General features: G+C 72.3%; 10 protein-coding genes. 3 read left to right on the forward strand and 7 right to left on the reverse strand.

Annotated features, from left to right (window positions below; all coding sequences use genetic code 11):
• Positions 1-9 precede the first annotated feature (9 nt).
• The 3 genes from ACBI99_RS01660 to ACBI99_RS01670 form a co-directional block, all read right to left on the reverse strand.
• A complete protein-coding gene (locus ACBI99_RS01660; RefSeq protein WP_375071521.1) occupies positions 10-5,958 on the reverse strand; it encodes an RHS repeat domain-containing protein in 5,949 nt (1,982 codons plus the stop codon).
• A 717-nt stretch (positions 5,959-6,675) separates the two neighbouring features.
• The gene (locus ACBI99_RS01665) at positions 6,676-7,449 is read right to left on the reverse strand and encodes an SDR family NAD(P)-dependent oxidoreductase (RefSeq protein ID WP_246644408.1); all 774 of its coding nucleotides are present in this window, start codon (positions 7,447-7,449) and stop codon (positions 6,676-6,678) included.
• A 60-nt stretch (positions 7,450-7,509) separates the two neighbouring features.
• Entirely contained in the window at positions 7,510-8,088 is a 579-nt protein-coding gene (locus ACBI99_RS01670; protein WP_375071674.1) for a TetR/AcrR family transcriptional regulator, read from the reverse strand.
• Positions 8,089-8,588: 500 nt separating this feature from the next.
• On the opposite strand from ACBI99_RS01670, the gene ACBI99_RS01675 reads away from it, so the two are divergent.
• The gene (locus tag ACBI99_RS01675) at positions 8,589-9,080 is read left to right on the forward strand and encodes a hypothetical protein (protein ID WP_375071522.1); all 492 of its coding nucleotides are present in this window, start codon (positions 8,589-8,591) and stop codon (positions 9,078-9,080) included.
• A 163-nt stretch (positions 9,081-9,243) separates the two neighbouring features.
• On the opposite strand, the gene ACBI99_RS01680 is transcribed toward ACBI99_RS01675, so the two are convergent.
• Positions 9,244-10,554 (reverse strand): FAD-binding oxidoreductase, encoded by a 1,311-nt coding sequence (locus ACBI99_RS01680; RefSeq protein WP_375071523.1) that lies wholly within the window; start codon positions 10,552-10,554, stop codon positions 9,244-9,246.
• A 131-nt stretch (positions 10,555-10,685) separates the two neighbouring features.
• On the opposite strand from ACBI99_RS01680, the gene ACBI99_RS01685 reads away from it, so the two are divergent.
• A complete protein-coding gene (locus ACBI99_RS01685) occupies positions 10,686-13,886 on the forward strand; it encodes a BTAD domain-containing putative transcriptional regulator (RefSeq protein ID WP_375071524.1) in 3,201 nt (1,066 codons plus the stop codon).
• 99 nt (positions 13,887-13,985) lie between these two features.
• A complete protein-coding gene (locus ACBI99_RS01690) occupies positions 13,986-14,183 on the forward strand; it encodes a hypothetical protein (protein ID WP_375071675.1) in 198 nt (65 codons plus the stop codon).
• Between the two features lie 260 nt (positions 14,184-14,443).
• On the opposite strand, the gene ACBI99_RS01695 is transcribed toward ACBI99_RS01690, so the two are convergent.
• The 3 genes from ACBI99_RS01695 to ACBI99_RS01705 are packed head-to-tail and all read right to left on the reverse strand — an operon-like array spanning position 14,444 to position 17,243.
• Positions 14,444-15,403 carry an N-acetylglucosamine kinase gene (locus ACBI99_RS01695; RefSeq protein WP_375071525.1) on the reverse strand — a complete coding sequence of 320 codons (960 nt, stop codon included), beginning with the start codon at positions 15,401-15,403 and terminating at the stop codon, positions 14,444-14,446.
• Positions 15,403-16,500, reverse strand: a complete 1,098-nt coding sequence (locus tag ACBI99_RS01700; protein ID WP_375071527.1) for a hypothetical protein — start codon at positions 16,498-16,500, stop codon at positions 15,403-15,405. The genes ACBI99_RS01695 and ACBI99_RS01700 overlap by 1 nt, the downstream gene beginning before the upstream one ends.
• Positions 16,497-17,243, reverse strand: coding sequence for a sugar isomerase domain-containing protein (locus tag ACBI99_RS01705; RefSeq protein WP_219503036.1), 747 nt, complete (start codon positions 17,241-17,243; stop codon positions 16,497-16,499). Before ACBI99_RS01705 ends, ACBI99_RS01700 begins: the two co-directional genes overlap by 4 nt.
• Position 17,244: the final 1 nt, after the last annotated feature.

The raw sequence follows: 17,244 nt of genomic DNA on the forward strand, positions 1-17,244 counted from the left end.
GGCCGTTCGTCAGGGCGGGCAGATGGACGGATCAGAGGTACCTCTCGGCCATCTGGGCATGAACGGGTAATTGGGGATGCCGAGGCACTGGTCGTTCTCGGCCGCGCTTCTGAGTTGCTCCTGCAACTCGTCGACGGCCATCGACGCCAGCAGGCCGCAGATGAACCCCCCTGCCGGTCCTTCCACCAGCATGCTGCAGCCGGCCCCAATGGCCGCGCTCGCCGAGTTCCAGATCCAGTCGCCCACGCCGTCGTTGTTGAGCCACTGATCCAGCATCCTCACGATGTGCCGCGGCACCACGATGGTGCAGCCCAAGGGAGTGCACTTCCAGCCGCCCCAATCGCTCGTGCCCTTCCACTCCCAGCTTCCGGGGTCCGGGCTGTCGCATCCCGGCAGGGACGGGATGGGCATGAAGACCTGGCAGCCGGGCTTCGGGATGCCGGGCACCGACGGCAGGCCGGGCACGCCAGGCAGGTCGGGGATGCCGATGTCGGGACGGAAGTCGCCGACCTTGTCGCCGATCGCGCACCAGCCGGAGCACACGCGGACCGGGCCGATGGGCGGAGGCCGGTATCCCCCGCCGCCGCCACCGCCCTGGTGGCCGCCGCCACCGCCGCCACCACCGCCGCCGCCGCGACCGGGCCCGGGGCGGCCGGGGCGGCCCGGCCGGGGGTGGTAGTCGCGGTCGGAGTCGCCGGGCGGGCGCACGTAGTCGCCGTCGCAGTCGTCGGACAGCAGCCGCGCCTTGCCTCCCCCGCCACCGCAGGAGGGCGCCAGGCCGTTCGGGTCGCTGCTGGTGACGGGGGTGTTGTTGGCGTAGCTGTACCCGTGCGACTGTTGCGGGTCGCCCAGCAGGAGCGGGTCCACGGAGACGAAGCGGCCGGTCTCCGGGTCGTAGTCGCGGGCACCGAGGTGGGTCAGGCCGGTGCTCGCGTCCGAGGTTCCGCCGACGAAAGTCCTCTCGTTCGGCCAGGTGGCGGGGGCCTGGCCGCGCTCGTCCCCGAAGGGGGTGAAGCGCCGCTGGGTGAGCGTCTGGTCGGCGGCGTCGACGGTGATCAACGCGGTTCCCTGGTGGTCGGGCACCAGGAAGTTCACGCCGGAGGCCGCGCGCGTCGCCAGCGTGCGGCCGTTGTGGGAGTAGGAGCGGACCGCCGACGGCTGGGCGGCGGCGGACGCCGTCGAGGCGCGCACCTCCATACCGGGCAGGTAGAGCGTGCTGCCGCCGGGATCGCGGCGGATGAGCCGCTTCCCGCCGGCGGAGTGGACGAAGGACGTGTCGGCGTCGTCCACCGAGACCTTGCTGAGGAACCCGGTGGCGTCCCAGGTGAAGGTCTTGTTCTCGGTGCCGGTCGTGTGTCTGGTGAGATTGCCCGCCGCGTCGTAGCCGAAGCTTTCGCCACCGGTGCCCGCGCCGCCGGTCTGGTCGATCGAGTCCAGCCGGTGGCCCTGGCCCGCGGGGGCGTTGCCGTAGGAACGGATGGTGTCGGCCTGGCCGCCGAGCCCGTGCCTGACCTCCCGGGTGCGGCTCCCGGTCACGTCGTAGGCGTAGCTGTGCCAGTACGGCGCGGGCCCGCCGACGACGGCGCCGGACGGCGCGGCGGCGCAATCGGTGGTGGCCTGGCTCCAGGACTGGAGGAGCCGCTGGAGATGGTCATGGGTGAAGCACTGGGTATCGGTGCCCGAGCGGGACACGTCCGCGATCGAGGTGATGGTTCCGGCCTGATCGTAGGTGTAGGTGGCGTTCCTGTCCGCGCCCGCCACGTCCTGGCGTTCGGCGCGCGCGGTGGCCAGGCGGCCGGTGCCGTGCTCGTAGGTGAAGGTCTGCCACACCTTCTTGCCGCCCGTGCTCAGCTCGTACTGCAGGGGGGCGCCGGTCGCCGAGTACGTGGTGGCGCTGACGTAGGTGCCGAGGCTGCCGGTGAGCCGGGTGGGCCGGGACAGCTCGTCGTAGGTGGTCGTCACGTTCTCGGCGGGCAGGCCGCCGGCCGCCGGGTAGCCGCGGCTGCGGACCGAGCCGTCCGGGTTGTAGGCCGTGGTGAAGGTGTAGTTTCCGGCCAGTGCGCCTTCCTCCTGCGGAACGACGACCGTGTACTTCACCGGGCGCCCCGCGTGGTCGTAGGCGTCGATGCGCTCGGTGTAGGCCCGCCCCTCGGAGTGGCGGGTCTGCTCGGTGAGGTCGCCCTTGCTCCGGGTGTCGTACGTCCAGGCCGCGATCAGCGTGCCGGTGGTGGAGCCCTCGCGGATCTCGGTGTTGCGGCCGAGCGCGTCGTACTTCCGGACGAGCGTCCGGCCTCGGGCGTCTGTGGTCGTCACCGGCCGGTCCAGGTCGTCGTAGGTCGTGACGCGGGTGCCGGTGTCCGGGGCGACGCTCCTGGTCGTACGGCCACGCAGGTCATAGGCATAGGACCAGGTGTTGCCCGCGGGGTCGCGCATCGTGGCCGGCTCGCCGCCGGCCCTGTAGGTGTAGGTCGTCTCCTGGTAGGAGCCGGACGGTGACGGGCCCTGATACTGGCGCAGGGCCGTGGTACGGCCCCGGGCGTCGGTGATGGTGACAGTGGGGGTGGCGCCATCGGGCGGATCCACGGCCACCCGGTCGCCGCCATAGGCGGTGACGGTACGCCACTTCTCCTGGACGTCGTTGCCGCCGACGACGAAGCGGCGCAGGGTCTCCCGGTTCAGCCCGTCGTAGGTGTACGTGAACTGCGACTCGACGTCGCCGGGCGTCTGGACGCCGAACAGCTCGGGCCGCGGCTCTCCCTCCGCGTAGTAGGGGTCGTACGTGCGGGCCACGTTGCCCCGGCTGTCGTAGAACGTGTCGGTGATGAGCCGTCCGCCGTCCGGTCCCTCGGTCTGCCGCTGGCGCGGGCGTTGGAGTCCGTCGAACAGCTCCTGGGTCACCTGGCGGCCTCCGCCAGGTGCCAGGGCCTTGGTGGTGACGGTGGCGATGCCGTCCTCGGCGACGACGTAGTCGTGCTCGACGTCTGGGGTCTCGGTGGTGGCGCGGCCGGGGAGCCACACCTTGGTGAGGCGGCCCAGCGCGTCGTGGGCGAAGCTGGTGGTACGGCCGGCCGGGTCGGTCCGCGTGGCCGGCACGCCGTGCGCGGGGTCGAGGGTCTCGGTCGTGACGTGGGCGGATGCGGCGTCGCCCGGGGTGACGGGCGGTCCGGTGGTGGTGATCCCGGTGGTCAGTCCGGCCGTCTCGGTGTACGCGGTCCGGGTCGTCCGGCCGAGCGCGTCCGTGACGGCCGTGACTCGTCCGTGGCCGTCGTACGCCGAGCGCGCGGACGGCACGTAGACAGGTGTGCCGTCGTCGTACTCTGCGATCTTCTCCACCCGGGTGGCGTCCCCCTTCTCCGGCGCGGCCCCGAAGGCGCCTCCGTCGTAGAAGGTGCGCACGTCGGAGACGATGCCGTCCGGCCGGGCGGGCGTGGCGGCGCAGCGGGCGGCGACGGTCTCGACCCGGGCGGGCCGGTCGCGAATCCAGGCGGCGGCGTTGATCGCGTACGTCGTGCGCGTGCACAGGTCGTCGTCCTGGCGGGCGGTGTCGCCCTGGTCGTACAGCTGGGTCGGCAGACCCGTGACGGTGTCGTACGCGGTGTCGGTGCGGGTTTCCCGCCAGGAGCCCCCGTCCACGGCGGTCCAGGTACGGGTGGTGGCGGTGCCGGTGAGAACCGCGTTGGAGGTGCCCCAGGAGCGGACGCGGGAAGCGGTCTGATGCTGCCAGGGCGTGTTGACGGTCTTGGTGTGTACGGATCCGCCCGGGCTGGTGTAGACGGTGCGCTTCACCTCGAACCCGGCCAGGGCGTTGTGATCGGTGTGCGTGCCGCCCTCGCCGTCGGAGACGGTGACGTCTTTGGTGCCACCGGAGGCGTTGAGCCGGTCGCCGTCCATGCCCCGCAGATACAGGTTCTCCTCAAGGGTGAGGGGTTCGCCGTCGCCACCGGTGCCGACCTGTACCCGCCCGTAGCCGCGCCACTGCGACCAGGTCTTCTCCTTGGCCTTGGCCAGGCCGTCGTCGTCGGCGAAGTGCCAGGCCGCGCCGCCCAGATAGCGGTAGCTGGTGACCATGTCCGGCGACCGGGCGGTGCGGTCCGACCGGATCACCTTCGTCACGACGTACTTGTGGAACCAGTCGCGGATCGGACTGTCGCGCCCTGCGGGCTGCCAGATGGCGGGGAAGCACCGCCTGGTGTTGGTCTCGGGGGCGGGCAGGTCGGACAGGGTGCAGTCCTCGCCGGAGTACTGGACCTCGATCTGGCCGCCGTACGCGTCGAAGATCGCGCCGAGCCGGTACTTGATGAACGGGGGGATGTCGTCGCCGACGCGGTCGATCCGGTTCTTCATCTGGACGTGGTTGAAGGTGACCTCGGGGAGCGTCACCGGCGTGCCGGTGGCCTTGCCCGTGTGCTCGATCCCTTCCAGCAGCAACGGCCGATCCACGTCGGCGTCTCCCCACCTGTAGCGCAGCCGCCAGGTGTCCACGTCGCGGTAGCCGCCGTCCGGCCGCCTGACCTGCGTGGTGATGTCAGCGAGCCGCTTACGGGACCAGAAGGTCGGCGAGATCAGCCCCTTCGCGGTGCACCCCGCCGCGCAGTTCTGGTCCCACGGCACATCGGGCCACCTGTCCGGGGAGCTGGCGATCTTGGCGGGGGCGCAGTCGAAGCCGCTGTCCGGGAGGCAGCGTTCCGCGGTGCCGAACACCATCCTGGCCGGGGGCGGGGCGAACAGGTCGTCGGACCGCAGGCCGTACTCGATGCGACTCAGCTGGCCGCCGCGCTCGTAGGCGACGTCGTCGGTCAGGGAGACGTTGCGGCCGTACCGGTTGCTCTCCTTGGCGTAGTAGTACGTGATGGCGTTGCCATGGGTGTCCACGACGTGGTCGAGGTTCCAGCGCCACGCCTGGCGGCACGACGACTTCGCGAACCCCGCCGGGTCATGGCACGGCTCGCCGGCCTGGTTGCCGAAGACCGGGGCCGTCCAGACCGAGCCGGTGCGCGGCCGTTCCGCGGTCCAGCCGGGCAGCCGGTCGCGGCCGAAGAAGTACTGGGTGCCGTCGGGTGTGGTGGCCTTCCAGTACTCGCCGTCGTCGTCGCCGTCCCCGCCGCGGCTCGGCCCGCCGGTGAGACGCTCGAACCGGGTGCCGTCGTCGCCACGCGTCCGCCACGTGCCGTCGGCTGCCTTGATGAGCTCACCGCCCCTGCCGTTCCAGGTGACGGTCGCGTTGTCGTACGCCCAGCACTGGTCCCCCGGGTCGACGCCGTTGCTCTTGGGGGCGCCGTCGTCCACGCACGCCTTGTAGCTGCGTTCGATGAACCCCGGCCACAGCGCGAAACCTTCGCCCACCCATGAGGACTGGTTGTTGGTGCTGGAGGTCCGGCCGTCCACCGAGCCGGAGGAGTAGCCGATCGCCGCCTGCGGCGTCAGTCCGCCCGGCACCGGCGGCACGCGCAACGGGTAGGACCAGCTGAAGTCGCCGGAGTTCCCGCCACCGCTCCAGGTCGCCGCCTCAGCCAGCGGTGTGGCCCGATAGTCGCCGAGCGCGCTCGCGGGACCGGCCTGGACGGCGAACACCGCCGCCCCGGCGGCGACGTCGGCGGTCAGCGTCCGGGACTCGGCGTCGTTCTCCGCGGGCACCGGAGTGGTGGCACGGCACGCTTCGGCGCCGGGGCTGGTCAGCGCGCAGTCAGGCAGCCGGACGAGCCGGAGGCGAGACCCATAGGAGCCGCCGTAGGCTTCGCCGATCCCGGAATAGGACACGCGCACTTCGGCCGGGCCCGCGCTGTCCACGGTGAACAGCAGCCCGCTTACGCCGGCCTTCGCCGCGGCGCCTCTGTCGAGGGCGCGCACCCGGGCGTTCCCCGTCGCGCGCAGTTCGGCGGCGTCGCCCGCGGACGGCCACCGCGGCCGCGCCACCCGCTCCCCCGCCCTTGAGTCGGTGGTGCGCGGACGAACCGGCACCCGCTCTCCCCGCACCGGAGGCCGGTCATCACCGATATCCGGTGCTCCCTTGACCGTCGGGAGCGAGTACGCCGGAGGGGCGGACAAAAGGCTTGCCACCGTGACGGCGACCGTTATCACGCATAACGACGCTTTACCTGCCCGCACAGAAGCCTCCCTGCGCCGGTGAACCGATGATGGGGCAGAGCTCATTGCAGAACGGGTTTCACCGGCCAAGGCGGGCCGACAGGGCAAATTCTAAAAAGATCGGGAGGTCTCGGCAGCGGAGCTGATATTACGGGTATATATCATTTCAAATGTGTTTACTGTCGCCGCACCCATGTTGTTGTCGGCGAATTACGGGCCGCGAGCGGTGCCCGGGCCGCCAGGTCGACGGCCCGGCTGCGGAAGCAGCGCGCTCACTGCATGCCCACGACTGCCTCCACCGTCGGCGAGCACGCAGGAGACGCCGGCCACGGACGGGGTGCCGGCCCCTGTTCTTGCGCCAGTCCGGTTCGGGTTCGCGCCAGATCACGTGCCGCCTGCGGTACTCCCTCGTGCGGGTGCGGCGCGAGCATCTCGTACCGGCGCATGGCCAAGGCGCGCCCGGCCACGCCTCCGACGAGGCTCCCACTGCCCGGCCTGCGGCCCAGCGTTTCGGGGACAGGCGCTCGGCTGGTGGTTCCGCCCCGGGCGCTGGGGCTCGGCGGCCGGCGCCCGGGTCGTCGGCATGGCCTGTCAGACCGTCTTGGACTGGCCGCCGTCGATGACGTAGTCGGCGCCGTTGATGTTGCGGGCCTGTCCGGAGGCCAGGAACAGCACGAGTGCGGCGACTTCGTCGGGTTCGGTGAGTCGCCCGGTGTTGAAGCCTGCCTTGGCCGGGAAGCCGGTCAGGAAGTCCGCGACGGTGCTGCCGCCGGCCGCTGCCAGTGTTGCGCCGATGCCGTGCTCGCTCTCCCAGGCCGGAGTGCGGGTCGGTCCGGGAGAGACCGTGTTGATCCGCACCCCGCGCGGCCCGAGTTCCTCGGCCAGCGCCTTGCCCAGATTGGTCAGCGCGGCCTTGGAAGCTCCGTAATCGACGGTGGCGGGCTGGGGGAAGCGTCCGCGGATCGAAGAGATGTTCACGATCGCTCCTTGGCGTTCCAGCAGGGACGGCAGGGCGGCGCGGATCGCGCGTACAGCGGAGAAGAAGTTGACCTCGAACGTGTACTGCCATTGGGCATCGGTGATCGCGCCGAACCCTTCGAGCCGCGCGTCGAAAGCGCCCACATTGTTGATCAGCACGTCGATGCCGCCGAGGACGTCGGCGGCTTGGCCTACCGCCTCGGCCGGGCCTTCGGCGGTGGCCAGATCGACCGCGATCGGATGTGCTCCGGTGGCCTTGAGCTCCGGCCTGGCCGTGCGGGCCACTCCCGCCACCCGGGCGCCCTGGGCGATCGCGTCGGTGACGATGGCCAGCCCGATTCCCTGGCTCGCTCCGGTCACCACGACTGCTTTTCCTGACAGGGACATGACGCTCTCCATCTGTAATGTTCGTTCCAAATCGAGGGTAAATAAAAAGCCGCGGCCGCCTCACAGGGCGGCGATCGTCGCGTCCACCACCTCCTCCAATTGCTGTCGGTCGGTGGCGGCCTTGCCGAGCACCCGCAGCCCGTAGACGGCGTTCAACACAAACCGCGCCAGGGCGGCAGCACTGCGCTCACGCGTGATCTCACCATCTCGCTGACCACGCGCCAGGGCCGCCGCCAACGCCTCCTCGACGCGGGCGAAGATGCGCCGCACCAGCGCGGTGACCGCCTCGTCCTTGCCGGCCAGCTCGATCGCGGCGTTCACCGCCAGACATCCCCGCCGTCCGGGATCACCGAGTTCGGCATCGATCACCCCCAGCATCAACTGCCGGATGCGCTCCTTCACCGGCCCGGGCTCCTCCAGCAGTGCGATATCGGCCTCGGTGTTGCGTTCGAGGTATCGGCGCAGTGCCAGCTCGTAGAGCCGGTGCTTGCTGGCGAAGGCGTTGTAGAGACTGCTGCGCCCCAATCCGGTGCAGTCCACCAGATCCTGCGCGGACGTGGAGGCGTACCCGCGGGCCCAGAACGCCTCCATGGCGGCGTCAAGCACCTGCTCATCATCGAAGCCTCGCGCCCGGGACATGACGATCAACCTACTCCATTAGTAATGGTCGTTTCAAATCGGCCGGACGGGGAGACTCGGCCTTGGCGTGCGGCTCGCGTGCCGCCACCGCCTGATCGAACAACGCCCCGACCTCGCCCAGCTGATCGACCGCGTCTGAGCGACCAGCACCGGCAGGATCGGATAGCGGCGCTGGCTCCGATACGGACAGATCATTACGAAAGAAGATTAGATGCCCCTCTAAAGCCTGAAGAACCGCTTTCGCTACTGTGTTCCAAGATCAGAAGGGGGTGGCTGGGAGCGCGACCCCGTTGCAGCCAATGGGAGGATCGATGGGGAACGGTGGACGCATGCACCTGGTCCGGTGGGCGCGAGGCGGTCTTGCCCTCGCCTGCAGTGCTCTTCTCGCTGCGTGCGGAGGGGACCGGTCTGCCCCCGACCTGGCGGTCACGCCAGAGACGCCTGCCACGGCGAGCCCGTCACCCTCTCCATCGGGTGCCTCGTTCGAGGGACGCGGTCCGGTGCTGTCTGTGAAGAAGGGGCCCTATCCGCACTCCGTTCAGATCGTGGACGCCCAGCTCAGTCCCGACGCTCCGCAATCCCCGGCGCCGCTGGGCCTGACCTACATCCAGCTCGTGTTGAAGGTCACCAGCGCTCCGGGACGCCCCCTCAAAGCCCCGCATCCCCAGGCGTACTGGGTGGTTCACTACGACGGCTGCAAGGCCGCCCAGGACGCCAACAGTCAGGTCGGCTGTGGTGGCATGGACAACGGGACCAACTACTTCACCGAAGAGGAAATGCACTCCCCCGAGTACGGCACCGGCGTCTCCAAGCAGTTCGGCGACCTGGCGGCGGACACTCCGTACTGGACCCGCGCCTGGCAACTGGTACCGGAGAAGGCCGACCTGTCGCGGGCTCAACTGTGCGAGGGGGTACGTACCGGAACCCCGGACAACTGCATCCCCCTCGGGACGGTTCGCCATGACAGCGGGCAGCGCCCGGCGGCAGGCTGACAGGCCTCGGCCGAGAGCTGTACGGGGTGAAGCCGGACTGGTCCGATCATGCCCTCGAATCGTTCGGTCGATGGCGCTGTCCGCGGTGCGGAAGGACTGGCGGTAGGCCGAGGGCGGGACGCCGATGGAGGCGGCGACACCCGCACCCCGGCCGGCCGCGAGCTCAGGCGAGGACTGGGAAGTTGCTCCGGAAGACCCCGTGCGGGTCGCGGGCGTGCTTGAGGTCGCGGAGGCGGGCCAGAGTCGCGCCCGTGAAGGCGCTCGCGGCGCGTTCCCCCTGGCCGAGGAAGGTGTACGGCTTGCGCCCGCTGGTGTGCGCCAGCAGCGAGGTGCTGAGTTCGCGTTGCCGTTCGGTGACGGCGGCGCCCGCCTCCGGGGTGGGGGACAGGCCGAAGAGGTAGAGGGCGTACGGCTCGGCCAGGTGGCCCGCGGCCGTGTCCGAGGGGCGGACCAGTGCGCCGCCCAGGTGCCGGAGCTGCACGCTGAGCAGCGGGTCGATGGGCCGCTCCAGCAGCACGTCGGCGACATCCGGTCCCAGCCCGGTCAGCAGTTCCGCCCGGGAGCGGCCGGCGCCGGGATCGGTGGGTTCCGCGGTGATGGCGGGCAGGTCGGCGACGGCCATCATGGCGCGGGAGTCCGACAGCCCGCCGTCGATCTTGTCGAGCGGGCGGAGCAGCCGTTCGGCGTCCCCCTGCGAGCCGAGGAAAGTCACGTCCACGGCGACCATGGGCGGGGCGCCGGGGAAGCGCAGGAGGTCGTACCAGGCGGTGAGCTCTTCGGGCGCGTCGGCGGTGATCTCCCGGTAGGCCGCGAGGACGTCGCGGGCCTTGTCGCCCGGCCACAGCATCCGCCCGCCGTACAGGGCGGGAGCGGGGTGCAGGTCGAACTCGACGGCGGTGACGATCGCGAAGTCACCGCCGCCGCCACGGAGGGCCCAGAACAAGTCGGGGTCGCTGTCGGCGTCGACCCGGGCACGAGCACCGTCGGCGTCGACGACGGCGAAGGCGCGCACGCTGGAGGCGGCGAACCCGTGCTTGCGGCTGAACCAGCTCAGACCGCCGCCCAGCGTGTAGCCTGTGACGCTGACCACCGGGGAACTGCCCGCCAGTCCGGTGAGCGCGTGCCGGCTCGCCGCCTGCTGCACCCGGCCCCAGCTCACGCCGGCACCCGCTCGGGCCCGCCGTTCCTGCGGGCGGATCACCAGCTCGTCCAGCCTGCCGGTGCGGAGCAGGATCACGTCGTCCACGTCACCGCTGGCGCCGTGGCCGTTCGGCTGGGTGGTGACGGTGAGACCGGCCAGGCGCGCGTGCCGTACCAAAGCCGCCACGTCGTCGGCGTCGGCGGCCTCCACGACCGCGCGGACGGGCTGCTCCACCGCCAGGTTCCACGGGCGGCGAGCCTGCTCGAAGCCGTCGTCCCCGGCCGCGAGCACGGCGCCCCTGACCACACTGCGCAGTTCGTCCCCGATGTTCATGTCGCATCCCCTTCGTCGGCGTTGGAGCAAGGCTCTCGCAGGTGAGCTGGGGTCGAGCTGGGGTCGAGCTGAGGTCCGGTTGAGGCGGGCGGCATATGCTGTGACCTCGGGGAATCTATCGGCAAAGTGGGATGATGCTGGCGTTTCGGTTGTTCGGTGCGGTGCAGGTCTCCGACGCCTCCGGCGAGCCGTACGATCTGGGCACGCGCAAGCAGCGGGCGCTCGTGGCGATGCTGGCGCTGGAGCCGGGTCGCGTAGTCTCGCTCGACCGGCTGATCGACGAGCTCTGGACCGGCGAGCCACCGGCCGGAGCCACCCGCACGCTGCAGGCGTACATCGCGCACCTGCGCAGAATCCTGGAGCCCGGCCGGGCGGCGCGCACCCCGCCGAGGGTGCTTCTCACCCGCGAGCCCGGCTACCTGCTCGCCGTCGCTCCCGGCCAGGTGGACCTCGGGCGCTTCGTCTCGTACGCCGAGGAAGGGCGGCTGGCCCTGGCGCGCGGCGAGCACCAGGAGGCGATCTCGGCCCTCGACCACGCCATGGCCCTGTGGACGGGCGATCCGCTCGGGGAGTTCGCCGGCCAGGAGTTCGCGCGGCCCACCGTGGCGCGGCTCGCCGAGGTACGGACCGCGGCGCTGGAGGACCGCTTCGACGCGCGGCTCGCACTCGGCGAGGCGGCCTCGCTCGTCCCCGGCCTGCACGACCTCGTCGAAGCACACCCCTACCGCGAGCGCGGATGGGCGCTGCTGGCGCTCGCCCTCTACCGCTCCGGACGCCAGGCCGACGCGCTGGCGGCGCTGCGCCGTGTGCGGGACCGGCTGTCGGAGGATCTCGGCCTCGATCCGGGACCCGAACTGCGCGCCCTGGAACAGGCCGTGCTCGGCCAGACGGCGGAGCTGCGCCCGGCCACACCTGCCCCTGAACCGCCCAGCCCGCCCGCCCCGGCGCCCGCGCCCGCGACGACCACGCTGATCGGCAGGTCGGACCAGCTCGCGGTGCTGGAACACCGGTTCGCCGAGACCCGCGCGGGCCGGGGCGGCGTCGTCCTGGTCACGGGCGAGGCGGGCGTCGGCAAGTCCAGGCTCGCCCAGGTCGCGGCCGAGCTGGCGCAGGCGCGCGGCTTCCGCGTCGCCTGGGGGCGCTGCGCGGAGGGTACGGCTCCCGCCTTCTGGCCCTGGACGCAGATCATCCGGCAGAGCGGCCACGCGGGCGAGCCGCTGTCGGGTGAGGCCCTCGAACCGACCCTGTACGGCCGGTTCGAACAGGCCGTCGCGGCCCTCACCGAGGACCCCTGGCCGCTCCTGGTGATCCTGGACGACCTGCACTGGGCCGACGCCTCCTCGCTGCGGCTGCTCGCCTACGCGGCCGGCCCCTTCTCGCGGCTCCCGGTCCTGGCGGTCGTCACCGTCCGTCCCGAGCCCGGCGACCACCCCCAAGAGCTGGGCGACACGCTCGCCGCGCTGGCCCGCCAGCACGGGGCGGACCGGCTGGAGCTGACCTCGTTCACCCTGGAGGAAGTCGCAGCCTACCTGCGCGCCAGGAACCTCGACGAGGAACCTGGCACGCTGCTGGAGCGCACCGGCGGCAACCCGTTCTACCTCGGCGAGGTGTTGCGGCTGCGGCAGAGCGAGCGCCGCGACCCCACCGCCGTGCCCAGGGGCGCGGGCGACGTGATCGACCGCCGGGTCGCCCGCCTGCCGGAGGAGACCCGCGAGCTCCTGCGCGCCGGGGCGGTCGTGGGGCGCGAGCTCGACGTCGAGACGCTCGTGGCCGTCACCTCCAGATCGGCGGAGGAGGTCATGCTCGCCCTGGAACCGGCTGTGGCGACGGGACTGCTGACCGAGCCCGCCGACGGACCCGACTACCGCTTCGGCCACGCTCTGGTCCGCCAAGCTCTGTACGGCAAGCTGTCCCGGGTCGAGCGAGCCCGCCTGCACCTGCGCGTCGGGCGGGCGCTGGAGCCGTACACCGCCGAGGCCGAAGCCGCCACGCTGGCCCACCACTTCGCCCAGGCCGCCAAGGTCGGCGGCGCCGCCGACGCTGTACGGCACGCCGCCCGCGCGGCGGAGCACGCGGCCCGCCAGCTCGCCCACACCGAGGCCGTGCAGTTCTGGCAGCTCGCCCTGACCCACCTGCCGCCCGGCGACCAGGCCACCCGCGCCCGGCTGCTGATCGGCCAGGCGCACGCCAGGCGCGCCAACGGCGATGCCGAGGCCGCGGAGCGGGACCTGCTCGAAGCCATCGAGCTGGCCGACCGGCTCGGCGACCGCACCGCCATGATCAACGCGCTCAGCTTCTTCGGCACGCCCGCGCTCTGGTACTGGCGGCCCTACGGTCAGGTCGACGAGCGGATCGTGGCAGCCCTCGAAGGTCTGCTCGACGGGCCACTCCCGGACGACGACCGGGCCCGGCTGCTCGGCACGCTCGGCGTCGAGCTGCACTACGGCCCGAGGCAGGCCGAAGGCGAACGCCTCACCGCGCAGGCGATCGACCTGGCCGGCCGGACCGGCGACCGCATGCTGCAGGCGCGGACGTTGAGCAACCACCTGCTCGCCGCCTTCGTGCCCGGCCGTACCCACGAGCGCCGGGCCGTCGCCGAACGGATGGCGGCGCTGCCGGGACTGTCGCCGAGCACCGAACTGGTCGCCCGCGTCACCCGCCTGGCCTGCCTGTTGCGTACGGCGGAGCTGGACGAGTGGGACCGCGAGCTGGCCCGCTGCGAACGCCTCCTCGACCGCGACCGGCGGCCGGACCTGGAGGCGATGGTGCGCATCGCGCAGACCGGCCGCCACATGCTCGACGGCGACTGGGACCAGGTGGAACAGCTCGCGACCGGGCACGCGTCGCCGCGGTACGGCTCCAGCCTGTGGGGCGCGCCGTACCGGCGGCTGGCGACCGCCTACTCCCGCGCCCGGGCCCACGGTGAGAGCGGCACGGTGCTGGACGACCTCCTGGCCGCGGCCGAGGAGCGCCATCTGGAGCCCGTCCGGCCCCTCGCGATCCTCGCCGCCGCCGAATCCGGGCGGACCGATCTCGCCCACGACCTGATCGCCCGGTGGGGCGCCCGGATCAGGCAGGACTGGACCGCCGACTTCCTCACCCCCGTCTGGGGTCTCGTCGCCGCCCGCCTCGGCACCCCTTCGCCGCACGACCTGTACGAGACGCTCCTGCCATCCGCCGACCTGCTCGTCGTGCTCGGGATCGGCAGCGCGTGCTGGGGCTCCACCCATCAGGTCCTCGCCGAGCTGGCCGACCGCATGGGACGGACGGAGACGGCCCGCGAGCACGCACGCGCCGCTCAACACGCGCTGAAGGGCACAGGGCGAGGATGAGGTCGGGCTCGATCCCCGCAGGATTCACCATCAGGACGGCCTGCCGCGACCGCGGCACTGCTGCGCGCCGAGGCCGGCCGCGAGCCCCACGACCGGGCCCTGCGCGAACTCATCGGCGAGCTGTCCACCCTCAGCACCGAGTTCCGCAGCCGGTGGGCCGCCCACGACGTCCGCATCCGCCACGACGGCGCCGAACGGCTGTGGCACCCCCAGGTCGGCCAACTGGAGCTGACCTACCCAGTCCCTCGACCTGCCCCTGTCCGGCCGCACAGCCAGGCGGCTCGCGCCCAGGGCTGACCCCGGCCTGCCGCACGCTCCCGCCGAGTCCGGGGCTCGTTCGATGATGAGAGCTACCGTCCGGTGCCCCTGCTGGCCGGGTTGCGTCAACGAGGTCCGGGGATGCGATGGGCAGCCCCCAATGTGGTCCGGACGCCGCTCACCCTCGGGCCGCTCCGTCCCCAGCGGGACACCGCCGCCAACGGCCTGAAGTGACCTGCGGGCAGATCGTCCGGTCGAAGGACTACGCGGCAGGTGACCACGATCACCGCGACCAACCGTCATCCGTCCGCGGTGGTGAACCGCAGGTGTGCCGCCCGCGCCCGGCTGTCTCCCAGGTGTTCGAGGGCGGCGAGCCAGCTCGCCGCGCCCGGCCCGTCGCGGGCGGTGCGCAGACCGGTCACCTCCGCCATGGCCGGTACGGGCTCCGGTCCGGTCAGTGACCGCATGACGGCTCTGCGGACCGGGCCGTCGTTGGCCAGGACTCCGCCCGCCAGCACGACCGGTCCGGCGCAGTGTACCCGGCGGGCCGTGGCCACCAGGCGTCGTGCGGCCTCGTGGACGATCGCGCGGGCGTCGGGGTCGCCCAGGTCGGCCGCCTGCCCGACCAGTGGGGCGCTGGCCGCCAGCGCCATCCGGTCCGCCTGCGCTGCTCGGACGATGTGGTCGGCCCGTCGCCGGGGCGGGCCGGAGGCGCCGAACCGCTGTGAGACCAGCTCGGCGAGGGGGCCGTGCGGTGATCCGGCGTCCAGGGCGCGGACCGCGGCCCGTACCCCGGCCCGGCCGATCCAGAAGCCGCCGCCCTCGTCCCCGAGCAGCCACCCGAGCCCGTCGGCCACGCCGTCGATCTCCCGCTTCGCGAACCGGGCCGCGGCCGCCCCCGTTCCCGCGAGCAGCAGCGTGCCGGCCGACGCGGGTGTGCCCGCGGCGTAGGCGACCGTGAGGTCGCTGACCAGGCTGGGCCGGTGGGTCAGACCGTGCTCGGCCCAGATCCGGTCGAGCACGGGAGCGAAGGCGTCGTCGGCCCCGGCGACCCCGGCCACGGACGCGGTCACCTCGGCGACGGGGAGAGCGTGGATCGCCTGGCGCAGGGCCGCCGCGATCGCCGCGCCTGCCGGGCCGGGCCCGTGGGCGGCCGGGTTGCCCCCGTCGGCCGTGCCGTGCCCGACTCTGGCGCCGGACGCGGTGTGCACGGCGACGCGGGTGGAGGTGCCGCCCGCGTCGACGCCTGCGAAGAGCATCAGGATTCCCGCCGCAGCAGCCGGGCGGCGCCGGGGTCGAGGGTGAAGGTGGCGGGGCACGGGTCGTAGGACCCGGTGGCGGGGTCGAAGGCGCAGGCCCGGGCGGCGAGCGTGACGGTGGTGGCGGTGTCGTGGCGGGCGTTGCACACGAACAGGTGCCGCTCGCCGTAGCGGCCGGCGACGACCTCGCCCGAGGCGACGAGACCGTCGCGGAGAGGGCGCGCGCCGTCGGGGAGCGGGCCCGTGTGCCCGGCCGAGATCCACGGCCGACGCGCCAGCTCCTCCCCCACCGGTCGCAGCCAGCGGGTGTTCAGCTCGCGGACCGCGGCGTAGCGCTCGGTGGGCCGCCCGTCGTCGACCAGGGCCGGCCGGAAGCCTTCGCCTCGCGAGGGGTCGGGCGTCCAGTAGGTGAAGTACTGGATGCCGGTGTAGCCGTAGGCCAGCGCGGTGTTGACCTGCCAGGCGATCTCGGCGGCCGTGGGCGTGCGGTGCCCGTCGTAGGCGAGTGTCTGGACGTACATCCAGGCCGGCACCTCGGCCTTGGCGGCGTGGGCGCGGATCGTGGCCAGATCGGCGAAGTAGCCGGGGTCGTCGCCGGAGGAGAGGAAGGGGTAGCGGTCGAAGGAGAGCAGGGCGGGCCGGACGGCCGACACGAAGCCGCCCACGTACTCGTCGTACGGGCCGGTGGCGTGGCTCGGGAAGAGGTTGACGTACGGCAGGAAGCCGCGCGACCGCACGGCCGACACGCCGATCGCCAGGCGTCCGAACCGGTCAGGCATCGGCTCGTCCATCAGGCTGAGGCCGCGGAACGAGCGGTGGTCCCGGTAGTCGTCGATCACCCGCCCGATCAGCGCCCTCGTCTGCTCCTCGCCGGGGTCGAGGTCGCGCATGAGCACCTCGATCCTCGGGTCGGAGGCGACCAGTACGCCGAGCCCCGCCTCGTCGGCGCAGTTCAGCGCGTGCCGGATGGAGATCGCGTCGTTGAGGTAGTTTCCGGTGATGACCAGATCGACGCCCGCGTCGGCGATCTGCCGGTAGCGCGCCACGGTGGTCTCGTGCGGAGGCGGCGGCCAGAAGGCCGCGATCGTCAGCGTCACAGCGCACCGATCCTGATGCGCCCGGCGTAGCGGGCCTGAAGGGCGTCGTTGTGCGCGTCGGCGCCGGGGATGTTGGCCGACAGGTAGGTGGGCGGGACCATCCCCGCCGCGCTCAGCAGGCCGATCGCCTCGGCGACCATCAGCTGCACGGCCAGCGCCGAGGTGATCGAGGAGATGCCGCACACCGGGCCGTGCTCGGTCTGCAGGACCGCGTCGCCGTACGGTGCGAGGTTGTCGATCACGACGTCGGCCAGCTCGAACAGCCTCTCGCCCGACGGGTGGCGTGAGGTGATCGCGCTCGTGTGCGCCATCGACGTGATCGCGACGAGCGGCAGCGCGCGCTCCTTGACCAGCTTCGCCATCTCCACGGTGGAGCCGTTGCCGCCGGAGTTGGAGGCGATCACGAAGACGTCCCGGGGGTCGATCGTGTGCAGGGCCAGCACCTGGTGGGCGGTGTCCGGATCGCGCTCGGCCAGCGGGTCGAAGTCGCCGGGTTTGGCCGAGCCGAGCACCACGGGGTCGCGCAGGGCGAGCCGGTTGGCCGGGATCAGCCCGCCCGCGCGCCCGGCCAGCTCCAGCGCGGCGGCCTCGGAATGGCCGGTGCCGTAGGCGTGGACCACCCCGCCTGCCCGCACCGCGCCGGCGATCAGCGCGCCCGCCTGCCTGATGGCCGGCAACTGGGTCGCCACAAGTTCGTCGACGCGTTCGCGCGTCTCGTCGGCGAAAGCTGTCACAAGGTCCACA

It is taken from the genome of Nonomuraea sp. ATR24, assembly GCF_041950485.1.
Classification (GTDB): Bacteria; Actinomycetota; Actinomycetes; order Streptosporangiales; family Streptosporangiaceae; genus Nonomuraea; species Nonomuraea ceibae.